Source organism: Stenomitos frigidus ULC18, assembly GCF_003003795.1.
Taxonomy (GTDB): Bacteria; Cyanobacteriota; Cyanobacteriia; order Leptolyngbyales; family Leptolyngbyaceae; genus Stenomitos; species Stenomitos frigidus_A.
Genome location: NZ_PVWK01000023.1, coordinates 1 through 21,330 on the forward strand (window position 1 = coordinate 1; position 21,330 = coordinate 21,330).

General features: G+C 52.4%; 19 protein-coding genes. 11 read left to right on the forward strand and 8 right to left on the reverse strand.

Annotated features, from left to right (window positions below; all coding sequences use genetic code 11):
* A partial coding sequence (locus C7B82_RS33005) for a hypothetical protein (RefSeq protein ID WP_219904021.1) occupies nucleotides 1-203 on the forward strand: 203 nt, incomplete at its 5' end.
* 171 nt (nucleotides 204-374) lie between these two features.
* Complete coding sequence (locus tag C7B82_RS04855) at nucleotides 375-1,154, forward strand: SDR family NAD(P)-dependent oxidoreductase (protein WP_106255185.1); 780 nt, start codon at nucleotides 375-377, stop codon at nucleotides 1,152-1,154.
* A gap of 45 nt (nucleotides 1,155-1,199) precedes the next feature.
* Here the strand turns inward: C7B82_RS04855 and C7B82_RS04860 are convergent, their stop codons facing one another.
* Together C7B82_RS04860 and ubiE are read right to left on the reverse strand one after the other, a co-directional pair.
* Entirely contained in the window at nucleotides 1,200-2,429 is a 1,230-nt protein-coding gene (locus tag C7B82_RS04860; protein ID WP_106255198.1) for a DUF445 domain-containing protein, read from the reverse strand.
* A gap of 73 nt (nucleotides 2,430-2,502) precedes the next feature.
* Nucleotides 2,503-3,198 (reverse strand): bifunctional demethylmenaquinone methyltransferase/2-methoxy-6-polyprenyl-1,4-benzoquinol methylase UbiE, encoded by a 696-nt coding sequence (gene ubiE / locus C7B82_RS04865; protein WP_106255186.1) that lies wholly within the window; start codon nucleotides 3,196-3,198, stop codon nucleotides 2,503-2,505.
* A 354-nt stretch (nucleotides 3,199-3,552) separates the two neighbouring features.
* On the opposite strand from ubiE, the gene C7B82_RS04870 reads away from it, so the two are divergent.
* The 3 genes from C7B82_RS04870 (at nucleotide 3,553) to C7B82_RS04880 (ending at nucleotide 8,804) form a co-directional block, all read left to right on the forward strand.
* Nucleotides 3,553-5,895, forward strand: a complete 2,343-nt coding sequence (locus tag C7B82_RS04870) for an O-linked N-acetylglucosamine transferase, SPINDLY family protein (protein WP_245939737.1) — start codon at nucleotides 3,553-3,555, stop codon at nucleotides 5,893-5,895.
* A 174-nt stretch (nucleotides 5,896-6,069) separates the two neighbouring features.
* Entirely contained in the window at nucleotides 6,070-7,233 is a 1,164-nt protein-coding gene (locus C7B82_RS04875) for a glycosyltransferase family 4 protein (protein ID WP_106255187.1), read from the forward strand.
* A gap of 458 nt (nucleotides 7,234-7,691) precedes the next feature.
* Complete coding sequence (locus tag C7B82_RS04880) at nucleotides 7,692-8,804, forward strand: RuBisCO accumulation factor 1 (protein ID WP_106255188.1); 1,113 nt, start codon at nucleotides 7,692-7,694, stop codon at nucleotides 8,802-8,804.
* A gap of 3 nt (nucleotides 8,805-8,807) precedes the next feature.
* Here the strand turns inward: C7B82_RS04880 and C7B82_RS04885 are convergent, their stop codons facing one another.
* Nucleotides 8,808-10,616, reverse strand: a complete 1,809-nt coding sequence (locus tag C7B82_RS04885; RefSeq protein ID WP_106255189.1) for a glycosyltransferase family 39 protein — start codon at nucleotides 10,614-10,616, stop codon at nucleotides 8,808-8,810.
* A gap of 193 nt (nucleotides 10,617-10,809) precedes the next feature.
* On the reverse strand, nucleotides 10,810-11,700 hold the full coding sequence (locus C7B82_RS04890) for a LysR family transcriptional regulator (protein WP_106255190.1): 891 nt from the start codon (nucleotides 11,698-11,700) through the stop codon (nucleotides 10,810-10,812).
* 191 nt (nucleotides 11,701-11,891) lie between these two features.
* Here C7B82_RS04890 and C7B82_RS04895 point away from each other — a divergent pair, with 191 nt between their 5' ends.
* The 3 genes from C7B82_RS04895 to C7B82_RS04905 all read left to right on the forward strand — a co-directional run bounded on the left by C7B82_RS04895 (nucleotide 11,892) and on the right by C7B82_RS04905 (nucleotide 13,702).
* Nucleotides 11,892-12,194 carry a hypothetical protein gene (locus C7B82_RS04895; protein ID WP_219904023.1) on the forward strand — a complete coding sequence of 101 codons (303 nt, stop codon included), beginning with the start codon at nucleotides 11,892-11,894 and terminating at the stop codon, nucleotides 12,192-12,194.
* Nucleotides 12,191-12,841 (forward strand): glutathione S-transferase family protein, encoded by a 651-nt coding sequence (locus C7B82_RS04900; protein ID WP_106255191.1) that lies wholly within the window; start codon nucleotides 12,191-12,193, stop codon nucleotides 12,839-12,841. Before C7B82_RS04895 ends, C7B82_RS04900 begins: the two co-directional genes overlap by 4 nt.
* Before the next feature lie 87 nt (nucleotides 12,842-12,928).
* On the forward strand, nucleotides 12,929-13,702 hold the full coding sequence (locus C7B82_RS04905) for a glucose 1-dehydrogenase (RefSeq protein ID WP_106255192.1): 774 nt from the start codon (nucleotides 12,929-12,931) through the stop codon (nucleotides 13,700-13,702).
* Nucleotides 13,703-13,715: 13 nt separating this feature from the next.
* On the opposite strand, the gene C7B82_RS04910 is transcribed toward C7B82_RS04905, so the two are convergent.
* Both C7B82_RS04910 and cysE read right to left on the reverse strand, forming a co-directional pair.
* The gene (locus C7B82_RS04910) at nucleotides 13,716-14,639 is read right to left on the reverse strand and encodes a LysR substrate-binding domain-containing protein (protein ID WP_106255201.1); all 924 of its coding nucleotides are present in this window, start codon (nucleotides 14,637-14,639) and stop codon (nucleotides 13,716-13,718) included.
* Nucleotides 14,640-14,977: 338 nt separating this feature from the next.
* On the reverse strand, nucleotides 14,978-15,781 hold the full coding sequence (cysE, locus tag C7B82_RS04915) for a serine O-acetyltransferase (protein ID WP_106255193.1): 804 nt from the start codon (nucleotides 15,779-15,781) through the stop codon (nucleotides 14,978-14,980).
* 278 nt (nucleotides 15,782-16,059) lie between these two features.
* Here cysE and C7B82_RS04920 point away from each other — a divergent pair, with 278 nt between their 5' ends.
* Nucleotides 16,060-17,910 carry a hybrid sensor histidine kinase/response regulator gene (locus tag C7B82_RS04920; protein WP_106255194.1) on the forward strand — a complete coding sequence of 617 codons (1,851 nt, stop codon included), beginning with the start codon at nucleotides 16,060-16,062 and terminating at the stop codon, nucleotides 17,908-17,910.
* A gap of 52 nt (nucleotides 17,911-17,962) precedes the next feature.
* On the opposite strand, the gene gcvH is transcribed toward C7B82_RS04920, so the two are convergent.
* On the reverse strand, nucleotides 17,963-18,352 hold the full coding sequence (gcvH, locus tag C7B82_RS04925) for a glycine cleavage system protein GcvH (RefSeq protein WP_106255195.1): 390 nt from the start codon (nucleotides 18,350-18,352) through the stop codon (nucleotides 17,963-17,965).
* A 48-nt stretch (nucleotides 18,353-18,400) separates the two neighbouring features.
* Entirely contained in the window at nucleotides 18,401-19,579 is a 1,179-nt protein-coding gene (gene gcvT / locus C7B82_RS04930) for a glycine cleavage system aminomethyltransferase GcvT (RefSeq protein WP_425443599.1), read from the reverse strand.
* A 230-nt stretch (nucleotides 19,580-19,809) separates the two neighbouring features.
* Here gcvT and C7B82_RS04935 point away from each other — a divergent pair, with 230 nt between their 5' ends.
* A complete protein-coding gene (locus C7B82_RS04935; protein WP_106255196.1) occupies nucleotides 19,810-20,058 on the forward strand; it encodes a hypothetical protein in 249 nt (82 codons plus the stop codon).
* A gap of 350 nt (nucleotides 20,059-20,408) precedes the next feature.
* A complete protein-coding gene (locus C7B82_RS04940; protein ID WP_106255197.1) occupies nucleotides 20,409-20,783 on the forward strand; it encodes a hypothetical protein in 375 nt (124 codons plus the stop codon).
* Nucleotides 20,784-21,330 lie beyond the last annotated feature (547 nt).

The window sequence follows — 21,330 nt, forward strand, 5'->3', positions numbered from 1 at the left end:
CTCCACCCCACGCGACTCAACCTCCGGTAGTAGTTGCCATAGTGTCGGTCTTGCCCTCACCCCAGCATCCGCAACACCCGACTCACCGTGCGCTGGCCTGGACACAGGATGGCTCCCACCAACATCACTGCCCCCTTCTGCCAACGCCGCTGCGGCACAAAGAAGACTGGAAACGGAGCAAACACTTCGGCCCTCTCTTTTGATAGACTCAGCATCAGTTTAATGAACAATCACAATGGAGCCAAGCCTATTGTTCGGTGCTGGCTTGACTCCATTTTCTTCACATTTTGTGGAGCCTATTGCTCCGCCCAAATGGCTAAAGTCGAGTCGAAGAAGTCGGGGAGTTTGTCGTGTGTTGAGAACACTTTTTATTAATGGTGCAAGTGGTGATTGATTCCATCGGGGCAGTGAGCGATCGCAGTCCCCAAAACGCTCTCATTGTTGGAGCCGGACAAGGAATTGGGTTAGCGTTTGTGCGGCACTTGCTGCAAAGCAACCCGGTCGATCGCCTCTATGCGACCTATCGCAACCCGCAATCAGAGCTACGGTCGATCGACGATGCGCGTCTTCATTGTTTGCCAATGGATCTGACTGATGAAACACAGATTGCGGCTGTGGTCAAAGATATCCAAACAGAGACACCAGCGCTTCACCTGGTCATCAATTGTGTGGGCCTCTTGCATGATGGCACCATGCAGCCAGAAAAGAGTTTGCGGCAACTCAATACAGACCAGTTACTGCACTATTTTCAAGTAAACAGCATTGGTGCCGTGCTGTTGGCAAAGCAGATACAGCCGTTGTTAAAGCATCGCGATCGCGCTATTCTTGCGACTATTTCCGCCAAAGTAGGCAGCATTGGCGATAACCAATTGGGCGGTTGGTATGGCTATCGAGCATCGAAGGCCGCACTCAATATGTTCATGCGATCGACGGCCATTGAATACAAGCGCACCTGCCCACGGGCGATCGTCGTGACCTTACATCCCGGCACAACGGATACCCAATTATCCAAACCCTTTCAGCGCAATGTGCCGCCAGAGAAATTGTTTACGGTCGATCGTACGGTTCAGCAACTGTTGGCCGTCCTCGATCGACTGCAAGAAAGCGATAGCGGCGAGTTCTTCTCATGGGATGGCAGCCGCTTGCCCTGGTAGGCGTGTAGACCTCCGAGTTCTTTGAGAGAGGTCTCGTAGCGGGGTTTAGCGTAACAGCAGCGAGGCCGCTTGAAGGAGCCCAATGACGAAGCCCAGAATGCCGCCCAAGTTGACGATCGCCTGTAGCTCGCTCTGGACAATGCCGTTGATTGCGCCTTCCAACTCGGCAGGAGAGGTGGCCTTAACGCGATCGATAATGACTTGATCGATATTCAAAATAGGAATGGCTTGCGTCACGAGTGATTCCAAATCCCGTTCTAGATAACGCTCTAGAATCAGCGCCAAATCTAGACTGACGACCTCCAGAGAGGCATTGACGACTTCAGAAGTCCGTAAGCGGTTGAGGATGACCGTCGCCACATTATTCCAATCAACCGATTTACCTAACTCTTGAAGAACATCAGACCCCTTCTCTTGAATGTACACACGCACGCTATCGCGCAGGGTTTTCCGCAGTTGGCGTACAGTCGAGATGGGCAGATTTTGCAGCGAGAGGTTTTGCAGCCATTCTTGCAAGCGTCGTCGCAGGGTGAGGGTCGAAATCAACTCGGCAATCCGTGTATTGCTAGCTTCCTTTTCGTCCAGACAGAAAGCTCGCAGCCGCGTTAAGGAATTACGGACGCCAAACAAGTTTGCGACCACCCAGGAGGTACCACTCGTGCGTTCTCGAAACCCTTCATCAATGACCTGGATGTTGCGATCGGTCAAAAAGTCGATGAGTGCTAAACGAAGCGTATCCGGTGGTACAACAACTTGCAGCAGCCAGTCTGCCAGTTTGATGGACTGTTCATCATTCAACTGAAACTCCAGCAGCACCTGATCAAAAATCTGATTCAGCTGAGCTTCTAAAAAATCCTCGCGACGAGCTAAAACTTTGAGCAACCGTGGCAATGACTCGCCAAGCAAGTCACGCAGAATGCTTGCCAGCACTTTCGCCGTTTTTTGTTCCTTGTCGGTTTCAATTTGCTCCAGCCCTAGTTTCAGCAACCACAGGATCGCCGCCTGCACCCGCTCGGTTTCAAGCAGTCGTTTCGCCAGCTTTTGCAATTCTTCTGGCGTCAGCAGCGACCCCATGATGGTGTCAGAAATGCGCTTCGCCAGACGTTCCTGGTTACGGGGAATCAGCCCCGGCGTAAACGGGATTCGACGCCCACCAATGTAGCGAGCAGTGTAAGGGCGAAACAGCATTTTGATGGCGATGTCATTGGTGAAGTAGCCAATGATGCCGCCAACGATCGGAGGACCCAGAAAAAGCCAGAGCGAGGAGAGATCCAAGGAAGAGCAAGGATAAAGGATAAAGGATAAAGGATGAAGGCTAAACGCCAAAGGCTAAATGATTTATTATCCTTTAGCCTTTCATCACCACCAACACTCCCATCGTACCGCCCGCAATGGGGTAGTGTGTGGCAGTAGCGAAGCCAGCCTGGCGTGCCAGTGTGATCTGCTCGGTGCCCGTAGGGAAGCGATCGAGGCTGGGCGCAATGTAGGCATATTCTTCCGTCAGGCCAAATTGTTTTGCGGCGGGAACCACGATCGCCTCCAGGTACCATTGCTGCAAGGTTCGGATCTGGGCATTCGATGGGCGATGAAAATCGAGAATGGCCGCTTTGGCGCTGGGCTTGAGCACCCGGTAAAGCTCTTTGAGGCTGCCTGGAATATCGGTGACGTTCCGCAAGCCGTAGCCCATTGTGATCGCATCAAAGTGGTTGTCAGGAAACGGGAGTGCCAGCGCATCGCCTTCCAGCCAGGTCAGCGGTGGCTTGGGATAGCGTGCTTGAGCACGTTGCGCTGCGATCGCCAGCTGCGCCGTAGCAAAATCAAGTCCAGTCACGTGTCCAGGCAGGCCAACCTGTTCTGCCAGCAGCAGGGCCAGATCGCCACTGCCGCAGCACACATCGAGACACGAATCCCCTACTGTTGCGCCACTCCACTTCACCGCCATCTGCTTCCAAATGCGGTGCTGCCCCAAACTCAACCAGGTGTTCAGTTGGTCGTAGACAGGGGCAATACGGTTGAACAGTATGCGAATGCGATCGGAAACCATGAGCGTTTAGATTGCAGATTTTAGCCTGCCATAAGGAAGCGGATGCCGATCAAGGTTATCCGACCTCACTCAGGGCTAGATGAACTATCCTACCGACATCTCAGTTAGCAGACACGCTTCAAGCTCAAATATTTATGCCCGCATGTTTGGGCTCACAGATTAACGCTCTTAGAGCCATTAAGGTGATTTCTGAAAAAGGTTTCACTCTACAGGGTCGCACTGCTGCTTGACGTTCAAGACAGTCGCTACGAATCGCTGCTGCAAGGGCAGGTTTCGCTGGAGTCTTGACTGTGAGCTAGTTCGCTATCTACTAAACCTGCCCCTACCGAAGCCTCGTCGGTCAATCAAGGTCTTGTGCCAACATGCACGATCGTGACCAATCGATCGCGACTGATCACAGCTGAGACGGCTAAGGGCATACTGGAAGCCGGAGGGCACCCCATCTCCTTGGGCATTGGTGACATCATGATGGTTCAAGACGCTTCGGACACGCAATCGAATTGGCAACAGGCAGCACTCTGTTTGGCAAAGGGTGACTATGGTCAAGCCATTGATCGCTATCAACAGCTGATCGACGCAGAACCGCAGGTCAAAGCACACTACTGGCATTTAGGCCTGGCGTCTCTGCTGCTTGGCGAAGAGGCAGAAGCGCAGACCGTGTGGATGATGGCAATGATGGACGGTGACGCCGAGCAGATTGAGCAGTGGACAGACGAATTGGCACAGTTTCTCCGATCGCAGGCAGAGCAACAAGAAGCCAGTGCTAACCACGAACTCGCTTGGCTGCTGCGGCAGTATCTACGGGAAGTCGCTCCTCATGATGTGCACAATCTGCTGCACCTGATACAACGCGCGATCGAGCTGAATCGCTTCGCTGGAGAAGATTTGGCGGCATGGGGTGTGACCGAACTGCTGCGATCGGCGACGAGCAATCCTGCCGTAATCGATCAAGCGTTGCTCACGCAAGCCTTGCAAACCGTCCTCAAGTACGCTCCCAGAGATCCAGCACTTCTGGATTTTGCGGCAGTGGTGCTTGATCTTGCCGCTGACCCGTTAGCGGTCGTGCATACGTTGATGCTGACATCCGTTGTTATTGCCTATGAACTGAACTGTCCCTCGCTGGCGATTCGCTACGTCCAGCTGTGTCAGAAAAGATGCCCCCAGGACTTAGAGGTTCTCAGCCATTTATCGACCTTTTATCAGAATGCAGGGCAGCATGAGCAGGGCATTGAGACGGCGCGTGAGTGGTGCATCTTAGCGCGATCGTTGCCTGACCAGGTGTTTGGTGCGTTTCTACTGTTGCGGGCACTCACTCGCGCGGGCGGCTATTGGAAAGAAATCTTTGAGCTAGCATCCCTTCAGGAATCGTTGCTGCGATCGCTAGCAGACTCGCAAACGGCACCGCTCGACCAAAGTACGGCACTCCGCTTGGTGACCACAACCTTCTTTTTACCCTACGTACGAGACGACCTGGAGGGTAACCGTTTGGCACAAAACCATCTACTGACGCTATGCCAGTCCAGTATTCGAACCTATGCCGCCGAAGCCGCAACCCGCTATCAGCAGGGTTTAGCACGCCGACGCGATCGCCCGGATACTCACCAACGCCGACGCATTGGCTATTTTTCGCACTGCATGCGACGGCACTCGGTGGGTTGGTTGTCTCGCTGGTTGCTTCAGCATCACGATCGCGAACAGTTTGAACTTTACGGGTACTTCTGGAATTACCATCAAGGCAACGATTCACTTCAGGATTGGTTTGTGGAACAGGTTGATCATGCCCGTAAGCTGGGTCGCGATGGACTCGCGATCGCGGAGCAGATTTATCAAGACGATATCGATATTTTGATTGACCTGGACAGCATTACCGCCGATGTGTGCTCGGAAGTGATGGCGCTCAAGCCCGCACCGATTCAGGCGACGTGGTTAGGTTGGGATGCCTCAGGGCTGCCTGCGATCGACTACTTCATCGCTGATCCGTATGTCCTTTCAGATGCGGCTGAGGCCCACTATGCCGAAAAAATTTGGCGCTTGCCCCAAACCTATCTTGCGGTTGATGGGTTTGAAATCGGTATTCCCACCCTGCGTCGCGATGACCTGGGCATTCCAGCCGATGCCATCATTTATCTGAGTGGACAGAGTGCCTCTAAGCGACACCCTGAAACGGTACGATCGCAACTGCGCATTATCGCTGCCGTGCCCAACAGTTACCTACTTATTAAAGGCATCACAGACGATCGAGCCATCCAAACGTACTTTGCCCAGGTGGCAGAAGCAGAGGGCGTTTCGAGTGGACGACTCCGCTTTTTACCAGAAGTCCCAGCCGAAGCGGTGCATCGGGCCAACTTAGCCATCGCCGACGTGGTGCTGGATACCTACCCTTATAACGGTGCCACAACCACGATGGAAACGCTCTGGATGGGCATTCCATTGGTCACGCGAGTGGGAGAACAGTTCGCCAGTCGCAATAGTTACACCATGATGGTGAATGCAGGGATTGAAGAGGGCATTGCCTGGACGAATGAAGCCTACGTGGAGTGGGGCATCCGGTTTGGCAAAGACGCTGCACTGCGGCAGCAGGTGGCCTGGAAACTACAGCGATCGCGTCAAACAGCGCCGTTATGGAACGCAAAGCAATTCACCCGTGAAATGGAGCACGCCTACAAGCAAATGTGGCAAGCGTATATTGAGCGTTAGGAGTGGTCAGTGGTCAGTGGTTAGCGTGTCCTGATACATTACAGCCGTTTGCAAATGTGGCTGATAACTGATAGCTGATAGCTGATAGCTGATAGCTGATAGCTGATAGCTGATAGCGAATCCAACCAATCATCTAACGACAACCATCGTTGCAAAGTATTTGATGGCTACTTTATGAAAATTCTCGTCATCACGAACTTGTATCCACCTCAAATCCTGGGAGGCTATGAGCGATCGATCGCCGATTTTGCTCGACTGCTCCAACAGCGGGGGCATGAGCTACTGGTGCTGACGAGTGATACACCCGCGTTTTTTAGTAGTCATCCCAACCCTTACTCAGAGCCTCAAGTGGAACGGTGTCTGTTGCTCTGCGGTCAGTGGCACCCAGAACGAGGGCCAGAGTGGTTTTCTGAGCAACGGATTGCCGATGTTAAGCGCCAAAATAGCCAAACGCTCACGCAGCACTTACAGGCGTTTCAACCTGATGTTTGTCTGGTGGGAAATGCTACGTTTTTGCCTGTGGAGCTTTTGGAGCAGGTGTTAGCGGTGCCGATCGCGATCGCTCACTATGTCATGAATGCACATCCTGGTTATCTGCCCTCCCTGACACCACAAAGTCCTCTGTACCGCTACATTACGTGCAGTGATTGGGTCAGTGGCCTGCTACAGCAACAAGGCTATCCAGCGGCAACGGCCCAAACGATTTATCCGGGTGCCGCCATCGAAGCGTTTTATCAGGCAGATCTGCCGCCTCGCGATCGGCTACGCATTGCTTATGCGAGTTTGGTAATGCCCTACAAGGGGGCAGATATTCTGGTGGAAGCGCTCTGTCTATTGCAGGCAGTGGGAATTGAATTTACAGCGACGATCGCAGGCGGAACGTTTCAGCCTGAATTTGTGCAAGCCTTACAGCAGCTTAGCAAGTCTGAAGGGTTGCAAGATTGTATTCACTTTCCTGGCGTTTTGTCGCGACAGGAACTTTGTGAACTCTATCAGCGCTGCAATGTGCTCGTCTTTCCGTCGCGGTTTGAAGAGCCGTTTGGTATTAGCCAGGTAGAAGCGATGGCAGCGGGACTCACGCTCATTACTAGTGGCACAGGTGGTTCGCGCGAAATTGTAGAGCATGGGCAGGATGGACTCATCTTTGAAACGGAAAACCCTTTAGACCTGGCTGAGTGCTTGTCAGCGTTGCCGACCCAACCCGATGCTTGGGAGACAATGACCCGCAAAGGGCAACAAAAGGCAATCTCGCACTTTAGCCAAACGATCGCGGTTGAACAGTTAGAGTCTCTTTTGTCCGCACTCAGCAGGACGCCTGCAAAGTCATCCCACCCGTAATTAGACCGGGTGAACAGTGCGAAATCCGTTGAAATGAGTTCAAGGCTTGCTCGATCAAACTTTAGTCCCGCTAGTGCACTGTTCCCAGTGAGCCCGTGCTTTTCAATCACGGGTGACGCGATGAGTGAGCACTGTTTAACCTCTTTAACTACATTGGGTAAGCTCAGGCTTGAGCGGGGAGACGCTCACAAGTTTGACTCAGTGGAGAGATTGGGTTGCAAAATGCGCAGTATCAAACGCTGGAGCAGGGAGGTGCTGACCAATTGGTGAGCGTTGCCAAACAAGAGCTTGTGCGGCTGTAGCAGGTGCTCGATCGGCATCGTTGTTCAGAACGGCGATTAAACTGCCGTGTTCTGATGCCAGTTTGCCGACATTGCAGAGATACGCTTGGTCTCCGTCTGCGATACGATGAAGGTTAGTAAGCAATCAATGCAACCAGCAAGGGCAGTTGACGCTGTATGACTGAGACTCCTCAAAATTTTTCCCAGCCTCAACCTCAAGCCGATGTGGATGTAGAGAGCTTATTGCAAGCGCTGCGGCGTAAAGAAGGCAGTTGGGTTGAATGGGGACAGGCTTGCCAGACGTTGCAAAAAGCGGGTCATAGTCCTCAAGCAATTTTTGAGGCTACTGGCTTTGAGCCCATTCAGCAAAACCAGATCATTGTTGGTAGCCAGGTGTATACCAGTGCTGTGAGTGCTGGGGTGCCGGAGGCAGTCAAAAGCCATTTTGAACGCAAAGGCAGCGATCTACTGTATGAATTCCGCATCCTAACGCAGCCAGAGCGGGCGGCAGCGGCCATTTTGTCGGTTGAGAAAGGAATCGATGCAGATGAAGCGCGGGATGTTGCCAAAGCGATCAAAGAATTTTCGCGATTGGCGGCTTCGCCAGAAGGCTTTACCGATCATCCTGGTGATGCGATCGCCCACCAGTCGTGGAAACTTGCACGCCAAAAAACGGATTTGCAAGAACGCTCCCGCCTGATTGCCAGAGGGTTACGGTTTGTACATAGCGACGATGCGCGCAAGCAGATTGAACGCTTGCTGACCGATTTCAGCGTGGTGCGCACAGTCCCTGCCCCCTTGCTGCCGGTTTACCGCTTAGAAAGCGATGAGGATCTGCCACGAGTGCTGCCAGTAGTGGGCAAGCTACCGCTGACGAAAGCCGATTTTCAAGCCGTACCAATGATTGATCCCATTGAGCCCTTTGGGATGGTGAAGTTTTCGGGCACGGGTGCCTGGGTACCCGTACCTGGCTGGCAGGTGATTTTGTTGGCAGACGATCCAGTGGTGCTTTGGTGCAATAGCCAGGACTTACCCACACCGCTCCCTGGGAAGCAAGAGAACGTGCTGGTAGTCGTAGATCGGGCACAGCGCGAGTGGAGAAGCGATCGCTACTTCATTGCTGAAGACGCCGATCAGCTCCAGATCCAATGGTCTGACACACTGCCAGATCTGCCTTCATTAGGCGAAGTCATTCTCATCATGCGTCCGAAAAAAATCCTGGATGAGAATTACACCAAGGACTATTTTGGGAGCCGACCAGGCTATGACGGTTGGCAAACGGATGAATAAACCTCACGACTCACAGCGATACAGTTGGTAAGGAATACCCCGTCGGTAAAAGCGATCGCGATCGACTGTGCAGTCAATCATCCTTCCTGCTGGATGACGCAGCGAAAGGACGGGTGGATAATCGGTTCGTCTTAGGCCAGGCGCAAGCAGCCACAAGCTCAGTGGAGTGCTTAATGGCTGTTTGAGCGCTGCCAGGTTTTGCCAAACTTGCGCATAAGTGGGTGTAGCCTGGGGGCGATCGCCTGTGCTGGCGGCATTGGCAGGGCTCACTCGCGGTATGAAGGCAAACAACTGCTGGGACGCCTGGGCACGATCGCCCGTATCACGTAGTGCCAGCGCCACGCTCAGACCCAACGCCACATCTTGCAAATCACCATACGCCATGCTCATTAAAAAGGATGCTTCTGACTCCAGACGCACCTGTCGGGCAATCTGATCCGGCTGATACGGTTTGAGAAACACCTGGTTTGAGACCACGAGCGTACTGCTGAGCACGCCGACAAAGAGCACGATCCAGATGAGAGCATGCTGAGCGAGAAACGGTGGGGGAGAAAAGGGTCGTGTCTGTCTCTGTGTTTCGCCAGTCGCTACTCGCTTGGGTGGCTTCGGTTGCGCCAGACACGCACCCAACAAGGCACAAACAGCCGGGAAGTAAAGGAAGTTGTAGCGGGGCACTGAGGTAATGTCTTTACCGAGAATGTAGACGATCGCCAAAAACTCCAGCACTACGCACAGCACAAACATCACCAGCATCCGCGTTGCCAGGTGAGTTTCGGGATCGCTCCAAAGCGGCCCAAAGCTGCCAGAGAGCTGCCACAGCAACCAGGCAGTAAAGACCACCATCAATAGCACCATCACGACAGCCAGCCAAACGGGCTGGTTTTCCACGGGCAGCGCGATCGCCATCAAAATCCAACCCATGGGAAACTGATAAAGCGGCGCGATCGTGTCCATCCAGTCTGGCTCAAAGGGCTTCATCCAATTGGTTTCAGGACGGCTGATGTGGCTGAGAAACGTCGGTAACCAGGGTAGATAGGCGAGACAGACGGCCGTCGTCGCGAGGGTGACGGCCATGAGGGCGCGACGCCGGTGTAGGGTGTAGGGGCTAGGGTGTACAGTGGGCAAGGACTTGAAGGTCAGGATGTTGACCAACAGCGTGGCGACCTGCGCGACAAACGCCAGGAGAAAAAAGTAGTGGACGTAAAACCCCAGGCTGTTGACCATGATCCAGCCGATCCAGATGCCAGGGCGAAATTGACGTTGATATAAGTCTGTTTGTACTTGATAGAGTCCCAGCAGCGCCAGAATGACCAGGAGCATTGGCAGCGTGTAGTGGCGGGCTTCCTGGGAAAGATACACAGCAAAGGGCGAGACCGCCATCACCATTGCGCCTGTCAAGCCTGCCCTTGGAGAGAAGGCAACACGGTTGAGCTGATAGAGTGCAGCGATCGCCACCACTCCAATCAACGCAGGCAAGGCGCGTAGCTTCCAAACCCACGAGAGCGGCACTGCCTCTACCCATCGCAGCCAATCGTGCATCCAGCAAAAAAACAGGGGTGGGTGTACCGATTGACTGGCGATCGTTTGGGCTATTTGGGCACAGCTTGTTTCTGCCTTCAGTATAAAAATCCGCTCCAATGCCGACAGTGAAAACGCCTCGTTCAACGGCACTTCATAGTAATTGCGACCCAAACTAAACAGCGCTGTAATGACTTCATCTAGCCACATGGGCTTCAAGTCTAAATGCCAGAATCGAAGGAGCGCTCCAAGAAGGACGATCGCGGCTAAAGTCAGGTAATGTCGAGCTTTCATGGCGTTCTGCAATTACACCCAGAGCATCTACTGTAAGCCACTCGTTAGACCCTATGGGGGTGAGTCGCTAGTTTCCTACTTCCTTAGCTATTAGCTATCAGCTGTCAGCTGTCAGCTTTGAGAGATGATCAGTCCTTGACAGATTAGGGGCGGCATCAAATCGATCGGGTAACTAACCTCGGCCAATAGTGCCTCAACCAACGTGGGCTAGACTGTGGAAGTCAAACGTTTTCAACGTTTCTAAAAAGGCAAAAACAGCTGGTGTATGGAGCGCATCAGACAGGGCAGCCACACCAATGACTCGCTTGAGCGGATCGGGCAGCAGATGCACGCATAAATCTCTGGGAATGGGTTCTGCGGCAAGACGGGGGAGAATCGCCGCTCCCAGTCCTTGCATGACCATGCTGACGATCGTCGAGTCTTCTTGAATATCGCTTGCAGTACGCATGGGTGGGGCAACGGCGGTCAAATGCTTGTGCAGGATACGTCCACACGGCAAACAAGGGAGCAGCACCAGCGGATGAGCGGCTAAGTCTTCCCAGGTCATCTGCACACCTCTGATACTGGTTTTGGGTGGCAGCAAGGCAACGTAATCATCGCGCACCAACTCCCACGCCTCAAATTCTGCACCCGTCGGTAAATAGGTCATGCCAATGTCAGCACGCCCCTCCCGCAACGTCTGCTCGATATCCAGATAGTCAGGACGTTCAATGATCGTGATGCCAATGTTGGGAAAGCGATCGCGAAAACAGGCAATCACCATGGGCAGCACGTGCGTTGCCACACTCCGGAAGGAAGCAATCCGCACCTGTCCTCCATTTAAGCCTTTTTGCAGGTTTGCCTCTTTTTGCATCAGCTCTAAATGCAAAAGCGACTGACGCGCATGGTAAACAATTTGCTCTCCGGCAGCCGTTAGCACTGCACCCCGACGGCCTCTGGAAAAGAGGGAAACGCCCAACTCGGCTTCCAAAGTGGCGATCGCGTGGCTAATTGCAGGCTGAGACAAATTCAACTCCAGAGCCGCTTCACTGAAGTTCCTGTAATCTGCCACTGCTACAATTGCCCGCAATTGAGAAAGCTTCATCATTGGCTGGTTAATCCATTGTTCACAGATGTATACGGTGCTCAGCTTTAATTTCAGGCTGACCGCTGACCGCTGACTGCTTCTATACTTCCATCCATTTTATTTATAGAAACCATACACGCGGTCATTTGTTTGTCATTCCAGGCGTTGATAGCGTAGTCACTATCCCGTTCATTCTAGGAAATTCTCCAATGAACCATGTTGAACAGTGTTTGAAATTAGAACAATGCTTGAAATTAGATCCGTTGAGCGTCGTTGCGAGTGCGATCGAACCACCGACAGCCGCTGATCACGAACCAGGTTTCTGGCGTCGGCTGGGGCAATCTTTGGTCAAGGCACTGACGCGCGCCCAAGCGTTGCAGGTTTGGCAGCGCTGCGATCGCTTTGGTCACCGCTATTGGCAAGCCTATGATCCCGCAACCGGTCGATCGACCACTACTGGCTCGGCAGCCGAACTTCGGGCATGGATTGAGGAGGATTATTACCAAAAATGACATTCACACTGGTTATTGGTAACAAAAACTATTCGTCCTGGTCACTCCGCCCGTGGTTAGCCATGCGTCACCTTGGAGTAGACTTCAGCGAGGTGCAAATCGCCCTCTACACACCAGAGTCTAGCCAACACATTCGGCGCTATTCTCCTGCGGGCAAAGTCCCCGTGCTGTTGGATGACACTATCACCGTTTGGGATTCTCTCGCCATTCTTGACTACCTGGCTGAAGGCTTGCCGACACTCCACTGGTGGCCCGCCGACAAAGCCGCACGCGCGTTCGCCCGTTCCATTAGCGCCGAAATGCATTCTGGCTTCCAGGATTTGCGTCACAACATGCCGATGAACTGTCGCGCCAGGCTTCCTGGCAAAGGGCTGACGTCTGCTGTACAAACTGACATCGATCGCATCACTGCAATCTGGCGTGACTGTCGTCAAACGTTCGGCACAGATGGATCGTTGCTGTTTGGGCAATTCACGATCGCGGATGCCATGTTTGCCCCGGTTGCTCTACGGTTCGTCACCTATGATGTGCCGTTAGACGACGTTTCTCGGCAGTATGTTGATGCCATTCTGGCGCTTCCAGCCCTGCAGGAGTGGCTGCAAGCGGCGGGCGCTGAAGCCGAAAGGCTGCCTACTTTTGAACGATAGCGATCGTCTTTTCGCCCTGATCCCTCTTGCCCATTCCTCGCTTTCACGTCACCGTAAGAAAAGTCATATTATGCGAAGGAATGGTTCATGCGTCTAAGCAACAAGGTCGCTCTGATTACTGGAGCTGGGAGTGGGATTGGGCGAGAAGCGGCTCTTTTGTTTGCGAAAGAAGGTGCCCAGATTGTTGTCTGCGACTTAAATGAGAGTGCAGGGAAGGAAACAGTTTCACAGATTGCCACTCAAAACGGCGAGGCCGTGTTTGTCCGTGCAGATGTTTCCAAAGCAGCCGACACAAAGGCAATGATTGAAGCGGCTGAAGCCGCTTACGGCAAACTAAACGTCCTCTTTAACAATGCTGGGATCTTTCATCCTGCGGATGGCTCTGTACTGGAAACCGAGGAAGATGTTTGGGATTTGACGATGAACGTGAATCTCAAGGGCGTTTTTCTGGGCTGTAAGTATGGCATCCCCGCTCTGTTAAGGGCAGGCGGCGGTTCGATTATTAATACGGCCTCGTTTGTCGCCATGGTTGGGGCAGCCACGTCCCAATCGGCCTACACGGCCAGCAAAGGCGGCGTGCTTTCCCTGACACGTGAGATCGCAGTCGAATTTGCTCGTCAGAATATTCGTGTGAATGCACTTTGTCCGGGGCCTGTAGAAACGCCCCTGCTAGCCGAACTCATGTCTGATCCGGCGCGTCGTCAACGTCGTTTGGTGCACATTCCACCGGGACGCCTGGCGCAAGCGCAGGAGATTGCAAACGCAGCACTCTTTCTGGCAAGCGATGAGTCGTCGTTTGTAAATGGCTCGACGTTTCTAGTTGACGGTGGCATCACAGCCGCCTATGTGACCGCTGAGTAGCGGCGGTGGTGGGTTATGGAGGTGTCGTTAACATCTGCTCAAATGCGATCGCGAGCTGAGTCTGAAAGCGCTGCCGATGCTTGAGCTTCCACACGGGCTGCATGATTTCCAGGGGGGGTGCAGATCCTTTGCGACTATTGGTGATGGCAATAGCCCGTAATGTCAGCAGTTGCAGTTCTTTTTGTACCATTAGTTCGGGAATCGCGGCAGCACCAACGCCACTCTCCACAACCGCTCTGACCATTTCACTACTGCTCAACACTAAAATCACATTCAGATCAGCCGGTTCGATGCCCCAGCGTTGCATAGCCTGCTCAAATACCTGCTGAGAGCCTGATCCTGATTCGCGCATTACCCAGGGTGTTTCGACCAGTTCCTGGACGGACACTCTGGCACGCTTAAACCAGGGATGCGCCTTACCAACCACGATTTGTAACCGATCGCCCCCAATAATCTCCTGTTCTAGGATGCTCTGAAGCGCTGGGTCAACGTCTCCAGTCACCAAACCGAGATCAAAGAGTCCCGTTGCAGTGCCTTCACAAATTTCTTTTGCATTGGCAAGCGTACAGTTTACGGAAATACCGGGGTAGTCGCGCTTAAAGTGGCTAATCTTTTCGGGTAGCCAATAATTGCCGATCGTCAAACTAGACCCCAGCTTGAGTTCACCCCGTTGCAGATTGTTTAGCTCGCGCAGACCTCGTTCTGTCAGCACAACCTGATCGAGTATTTTTTGCGCTTCAACCTGAAGTAGCTTGCCAGCTTCTGTAATTTCAATCCGACGACCAACCCGATGGAAGAGTTTGACGCAGTATTCCGCTTCCAAATTTTGAATCACAGCGCTGACGGCAGGTTGCGTAATGTAGAGTGCCTCCGCTGCGCGGGTGAAGTGTAGATGGGTCGTCACAGCTAGAAAAATGCGCAGCTGCTCAAGTGTCATCCCTGCCATTGAAGGCTACTCCCGCATTCAATGCTGAGGTATCCATCACTCTTAATTATTATTTTCAAAACTAAGAATAATTGATTCTATCAGTAATAGGATTGACGCATTTGCCCCTAAACCCCCTTTCTTGTATGCCCGGTAAGGGCTAGATTCTGGAGGCTTTAATAAGCTCGGTTCTCCCAATCTTGGGAGGCTAGGGGGCAAACGCTGTCAGCGTTTGCGTAAGAATCGTGGATTCAATAAAATCGACAAATTGTTGCCAGGTAGGGGCTCACGATCGTGAGCCCCTACAGGGGGTGTCGAAGTGATTAAATTCTTGTTTCTTAGCGATCGCCCTAGATCCCAGCGCCATCTAAAAATTCTTCGATCACTTTGTCACGAATACGGCAACTGCGAGAAACAGCGTCAGCGTGTGTTTCAGTGCAGTCAACAAGCGATGAACCGTGATCGCCATTGGTTGTTCTTGATGCGGCTGAAACAAGCAGAAGGGATTCGTTGAGCGATTGCTTGGTTTGCAGTAACTGGAGTTGCTGCTCCAACGACTCAATCCGATCGACCAGGGCACGAATAACCTGCGCTTCCGAATCAGGCAAACGCCCATGCTCTAGTGGATCGACCCGTCCACCCGATCGATGCACAATGCGACCAGGAACCCCAACAACCGTGCAGTCTGATGGCACCGCACGCAACACGACCGATCCGGCACCAATGCGAACACGATCGCCAATCTCGATATTGCCTAGCACCTTAGCACCGGCACCAACCACAACATCTTCGCCCAACGTCGGATGCCGCTTGCCACTCTCTTTACCCGTGCCACCAAGCGTCACGCCCTGGTAGATGAGCGCATAGTTGCCCACGATTGCAGTTTCGCCGATAACCACACCCATACCGTGGTCAATAAAAACACCCTGACCAATTTGCGCTCCAGGGTGAATTTCAATGCCAGTGAGGAAACGTGCTAACTGAGAAATCAACCGGGGGATGAAGGGTAAACCCAGCCGATAAAGCCCATGAGAAAAACGGTGAAACATGAGCGCTTGCAAACCTGGATAGCAGAATAAAACTTCCAGCCAGTTGCGGGCAGCAGGATCACGCTCAAAGATAATGCGAAAGTCGGCAATGAGGGTAGTTAGCACAAGAGTCAAACCCTTCGGCAGAACAAATCCTATCTATTTTAGCGTTTGTGCGCGTTCCGTGAACGCAAGAGAGCGATTCTGACAGCTTCTATAGCTATAGCCATGCTGGTTAGGACGGGGTGCAGGGGTTCCACCCCTGGCTGGGGGCATGCCCCCGCTCCCCCTTTGATCTCAATGTCCTAAGCTTTGTGACAACAGCTATAACCACTCAAGCTTCTGAGGAAGTAAGCTGATTAGTACGCTTCAGCTTGAAGCGATTAGGAGTATGACCCATCTCCATGAATAATCATCGCGAGGCTACTACGAAAAAAAATATTCTGGTTGTCGATGATAGACCGGACAACCTGCGTCTACTAGAGATGATGCTGAGCCAGCACGGGTATGAGGTGCGAAAGGTGCTCAACGGGAGCCTGGCAATCAAGGTTGCTCAAGCATTCCTGCCTGATCTCATCTTGCTCGATATTCGCATGGCCGCGATGGATGGGTACGAAGTCTGCCAACAGCTGAAGGCATCGCCGCAAACACGTGAGATTCCAGTCATCTTTTTGAGTGCCCTCGATAATGTCATCGATAAGGTGAAAGCGTTTCAGGTGGGCGGTGTAGACTATATCACCAAACCGTTTCAAGTCGAGGAAGTGTTGGCGCGAGTCGAGCATCAACTGACCATTCGGACGCTGCAACAACAGCTTCAGCAGCATAGCCTTGATTTAGAAGCGCAGGTACAAACTCACACGGCTCAACTGCAACTAGCGTTTGATTTTGAAGCGACGCTCAAGCGCATCACCGATCGCGTCCGCGACAGTCTAGACGAAAACCAAATTTTACAAGCAGCCGTACAAGAGCTTGCGATCGCGCTTGGTGTGAGAAGCTGCAATGCTGCGTTGTACAACCTGGAGCAACACTCTGCCACCGTCTCGTATGAGTACGCCGCCTCTCTCGCCCCCATTCATGGCCGCGTTTTGCGGATGGATAACTTTGCAGAAGGCTATCGCCAACTCTTACAGGGGCAATACTTTCAGTTTTGTTCTCTGCTGCCTAATGCGCAACGGGGTCGCGTGGTCATGCTGGCCTGTCCCATTGTGGACGACCAGGGGGTACTCGGCGATCTGTGGCTTGTGAGCCCTTGTGAATATGTGTTCACAGAACAGGATATTCGGTTGGTGCAGCAGGTGGTAAATCAGTGCGCGATCGCCCTGCGGCAGTCACGTCTATATCAAGCTCTGCAAACACAGGTCAACGAGTTAGAGCAGCTCAATCGTCTCAAGGATGACTTTCTCAGCACGGTTTCTCACGAACTTCGCACCCCAATGGCGAACATCAAGATGGCGATTCATATGCTGGAAATTAGCCTCAAAAACTTTGAGCCACCTGGTGCGATCCTCGAACAGCCTGCCCCAGCGCCAGAGCGGCTGCAGGCTCAGCCTCAAAACGAGCCGCCGCAAGCGAAGCCCAATACTCAAGCGGCCAAGGTCGATCGCTACCTTCAAATTCTGCAAGATGAATGTCAGCGAGAAATTGACTTGATTACCGACTTGCTCGACTTAACCCGCCTTGATGCTGAAGTTGAACCCCCCATACTGGCTCCCATTGAGCTAGCAACCTGGCTGCCAATCGTTGCCGAACCGTTTGTCGATCGTGCCCATAGTCAACAGCAACAGTTGCATGTCGACATAGCGCCTGCCTTACCAACGTTAACCACTGAACAAGCTTCTCTGGAACGCATTCTGGCTGAACTGCTCAATAATGCCTGCAAATATACCCCGCCTGGAGCCTCGATCGTCTTAGCAGCACACAAGACCACCGACCGTTTGCAAATCAGCGTGATCAATGGAGGCGCTGAGATTTCCAAACAAGAACAAGCACGTATCTTCGATAAGTTTTACCGCATTCCCAATCACGATCCGTGGAAGCGTGGGGGCACTGGGTTAGGGCTGGCGCTGGTGAAGAAGTTGGCAGCGCGCCTAGGAGCAAGCATTTGTGTGGAAAGCACGAAGGAGACAACAACGTTTATGCTGCAGTTTCCTTTTGCTGATGACACGTTGCAGGATGGCAGAGAGCAAGCACCCACTGACCCAACCTCAGTACGCGTGAGTCGAACAGCACGAAGGTCAAACGATCGGCAACCGTGAAAAAGCCCACAGACCAACGCTTGCCAGGAATACAGTGAAAACGAACCTTGAGTTACTCGCCTTCGACTTGCTGGCGATATTCGTCTGCCGAGAGTGCGTCATCCAGATCACTCTGATCGTTAACTCTGACCTTCAGCAACCAGCCTTCGCCGTAGGGATCATCCGCTAGCTGCTCTGGTGTTTCAATCAGTGGAGCATTGACTTCAATGATCGTGCCTGTAACAGGCCCATTAAGGTCTTCGACGGCTTTAACCGACTCTACAGTGCCAAATTTCTCGCCTTTTTCGATCGCATCGCCAATCTCCGGCAGTTCCAAAAAAACAATATCACCCAGCTGATCAACGGCAAAGGCACTGATGCCGATCGTCGCAATTTCTCCCTCCAGGCGGGCATATTCATGCGAGTCCAGATACTTCAGATCACCAGGATAATCAAACGTCATGTCGTCTCCTCGAAGCAATTTGAACGATGAGCGGTCAGTAGTCAGCCACTATTTTGACCGACGATAGAACGGTCTTTTTACGACCACAGCCGGATAAAGTTTACCGCGAATTTCGATCTCAAGCGTCTGATCGAGTTTAGCAAGGGCGGTGGGCACGTAGGCAAGCCCAATCGCCTGCCCCAGTGTGGGACTCTGAGTGCCGCTCGTGACTTCACCAACGGGCTGACCATCATAGAACACTCGATAGCCATGACGGGCAATGTTGCGTCCCTGCATTTGCAGCCCGATGAGCCGACGCTGGACGCCTGTTTGCTTTTGCTGTTCCAGCACCGATCGTCCAATAAAGTCCCCTTTGCTATCCAGATGCACCAACCAGCCCAAACCCGCTTCTAGTGGTGTTGTCGTGTCATCAATGTCCTGCCCATAAAGTGCCATTGCAGCATCCAGACGAAGCGTATCGCGTGCGCCAAGCCCACAGGGGGTAACGCCTGCATTGAGGAGCGATCGCCATAATTCCACACCGACTGACGGATCAACCATCACTTCAAAACCATCCTCTCCGGTATAGCCAGTGCGCGCTAAAAAGCCAGGCTCTCCCAGAACAGTGCCCTCCAAATGACCAAAGGCAGGCACGGTAGATAACTCTTCCAACACCAGTGGCTGCAAATGCTTGACGGCAGTAGGGCCTTGAACCGCTAGCAGTACTTTGGTCGTTGAGTCATCTTGAAACGTCACTCGCGTTTGATCAAGATGCTCTAACAACCAGGTCTTGTCTTTGAGCGTCGTTGCGGCATTGACAATCGCATACCAGCGCTCTTGACCCATTTGATTCAAACCCTGGTAATAAAAGATCAGGTCATCCACAATACCTGCCTGGGCATTCAGCAGCACCGTGTATTGCGCTTGACCAGGCTGCAAGCGGCTCAGGTCAGAGGGCACCAATGGTTGCAGTTGTTCCAACAGTCGATCGCCCGTTAGCGAAAATTTGCCCATATGGGAAATATCAAACATGCCCGCCGCCGATCGTACTGCTTGATGCTCATATATAATGCCGCTGTACTGTATAGGCATTTCCCACCCAGAGAACCCAGTCATTCGCGCGTTGAGGCTCACCCCTAACTCAAATAGAGGCGTGCGCGCTAACGGAAGTGGGATGTCTGGTAAGGCATTTGCTGCCTTCATGTTGTTTGGCTCTGTCACAGGTTCTGGTTTCCTTGCCGTTAACATTTTTCATCCTAAAGGAAACTCAGCCGTTGTCGCTGTAATCGTTATTGATGCGATCGACCAGCAACACTAGAGCAGAAACGATAACCGATGAAGCCAAGGCGTTAAAACGCAGCGTCTACTGTTTGAAGCTACAGGTTCGGGAACCCTACCATGTAGAGCAAGCAATTTCGTGGCATAACTGTTGTGAAGCATAGAGACTCAATACTGTAGAGCTTTAAAGGGACTTCGTTATGGCTTCTGAAGAAACCAAACCCAAGCAACGTTCCAGCGCGAAAGTCATTTACCGCTTTCTTGGCGGTGCGGCGCTGGGTGCTTTTATCGTTATCATCCCGATTTCCTATGGGTCGTCCTTAGAGCTAAATTTCGCTCAAGTGACCATTGCTTCATTGATGATTCTGTCATGTGGGTTACTCACCAGTCTTTGGGGCGAAAAATTCATTGACGCAGTGGCGCAGGTCTTGAACTCGTTTGCTCCTTAAGTTCACTGAATGCTGGATTATGGGCCAGACGGTGTTTGAAAAGTCCTCGCGGATGACGTCATCCACCCATGATTGAACCACCCTATGCAAAGAGGACACACGTCCAGACCTTGTAGGAACAGAGGTTGACAGGACGATCGTTTCACACACACTGCCGAAGCGCTTGAAGACGTAAAAGGGCGACATCTTTTTGTGCGCAACGCCGAGGGATCTTATACAATTTTCCCAACCCATCCTTCTGGTATCCAATGCGGTACACATGGTCGGCGTTACTTCCCAGCACTCGCTACATTCCCTCCCCTTGCTGGAACAGGTGGGACACCTCTTAACGTCTTCAGGAGCTTTTAACAATGGCATACTTCTTCTCGCAGGCAGCCGTCGCTGTCGAAGTCTTTAGTTTTGGTTACCTGGCTAGTTCGTTTGTGATGCATACGCATCGTCGTCTCAGAGAAATTCCTGGTTGGCGCAATTATCAAGCAACCAGGCTCCAAGCCAGTCTATCTGCTCCACCGATCGCGACTATTGCTGCAAAGCGTCAGCTTTCTCCAGTAGAACAACTGCGGCAGCAGTGTCAGCAAGCAGGCATCAAATGGCGAGACGCTCACGGCAAAAACAAACATCTCAAGAAAGCGGAAATGCTGGTTGCCCTGCAACAGCTCAAACAAACTAAGCGCGTGACTGTCACTGCGCCGTTATCAGTGAAGCCGTCAAAACGGGCGAGCTAAAACTTCAATCAATAGTGCACAAGTGCCACTCAATAGTGCACAAGTGCAATCAAGAAAGCCCAAGCCTCTAGCAAATGCTAGAGGCTTTTTATGTCACGTTATGCCTGCCCAATTTTGTATATAGCTATAGCCATACTGGTTAGGACGGGGTGCAGGGGTGGAACCCCTGGCTGGGGGCACGCCCCCACTCCCCCTTTGATCCCAATGTCCTAAGCTTTGTGACAACAGCTATACCTGCCAGCTTTGAAAGCCATCAAAGCTGCAATTGTTTCAACGCTTGCATCCTATCCCACGCCTGTGCAGTCGATCGGCCATCCGCTTTTTCACCCAGGCACCAGAGCAAACCCACACCGTAGCCGCTCAAATTACAAAACTGTCATTTTGGCATAAGGGGAATTTGTGATCTGTGCTGGGCAGAATGAGCCATATAACCATTAAGAGGTGGGTGATGAATATTCGTCGAGTACTAGTGGTCTGTCAATTAATTGTTGACGGGTCACAAGGGGGTAAAGTTGAGAAGGATTCCCTTGCCTTCAATTGAATGACG

What these genes read in the sequence shown, in the direction of transcription:
- C7B82_RS04855 (WP_106255185.1), top strand. Translation starts at nt 375, where the DNA reads ATGGTGCAAGTGGTGATTGATTCCATCGGGGCAGTGAGCGATCGCAGT.
- ubiE (WP_106255186.1), bottom strand. Translation starts at nt 3,198, where the DNA reads ATGGTTTCCGATCGCATTCGCATACTGTTCAACCGTATTGCCCCTGTC.
- C7B82_RS04875 (WP_106255187.1), top strand. Translation starts at nt 6,070, where the DNA reads ATGAAAATTCTCGTCATCACGAACTTGTATCCACCTCAAATCCTGGGA.
- C7B82_RS04880 (WP_106255188.1), top strand. Translation starts at nt 7,692, where the DNA reads ATGACTGAGACTCCTCAAAATTTTTCCCAGCCTCAACCTCAAGCCGAT.
- C7B82_RS04885 (WP_106255189.1), bottom strand. Translation starts at nt 10,616, where the DNA reads ATGAAAGCTCGACATTACCTGACTTTAGCCGCGATCGTCCTTCTTGGA.
- C7B82_RS04890 (WP_106255190.1), bottom strand. Translation starts at nt 11,700, where the DNA reads ATGAAGCTTTCTCAATTGCGGGCAATTGTAGCAGTGGCAGATTACAGG.
- C7B82_RS04895 (WP_219904023.1), top strand. Translation starts at nt 11,892, where the DNA reads ATGAACCATGTTGAACAGTGTTTGAAATTAGAACAATGCTTGAAATTA.
- C7B82_RS04900 (WP_106255191.1), top strand. Translation starts at nt 12,191, where the DNA reads ATGACATTCACACTGGTTATTGGTAACAAAAACTATTCGTCCTGGTCA.
- C7B82_RS04905 (WP_106255192.1), top strand. Translation starts at nt 12,929, where the DNA reads ATGCGTCTAAGCAACAAGGTCGCTCTGATTACTGGAGCTGGGAGTGGG.
- C7B82_RS04910 (WP_106255201.1), bottom strand. Translation starts at nt 14,639, where the DNA reads ATGACACTTGAGCAGCTGCGCATTTTTCTAGCTGTGACGACCCATCTA.
- C7B82_RS04920 (WP_106255194.1), top strand. Translation starts at nt 16,060, where the DNA reads ATGAATAATCATCGCGAGGCTACTACGAAAAAAAATATTCTGGTTGTC.
- gcvH (WP_106255195.1), bottom strand. Translation starts at nt 18,352, where the DNA reads ATGACGTTTGATTATCCTGGTGATCTGAAGTATCTGGACTCGCATGAA.
- gcvT (WP_425443599.1), bottom strand. Translation starts at nt 19,579, where the DNA reads ATGTTAACGGCAAGGAAACCAGAACCTGTGACAGAGCCAAACAACATG.
- C7B82_RS04935 (WP_106255196.1), top strand. Translation starts at nt 19,810, where the DNA reads ATGGCTTCTGAAGAAACCAAACCCAAGCAACGTTCCAGCGCGAAAGTC.
- C7B82_RS04940 (WP_106255197.1), top strand. Translation starts at nt 20,409, where the DNA reads ATGGCATACTTCTTCTCGCAGGCAGCCGTCGCTGTCGAAGTCTTTAGT.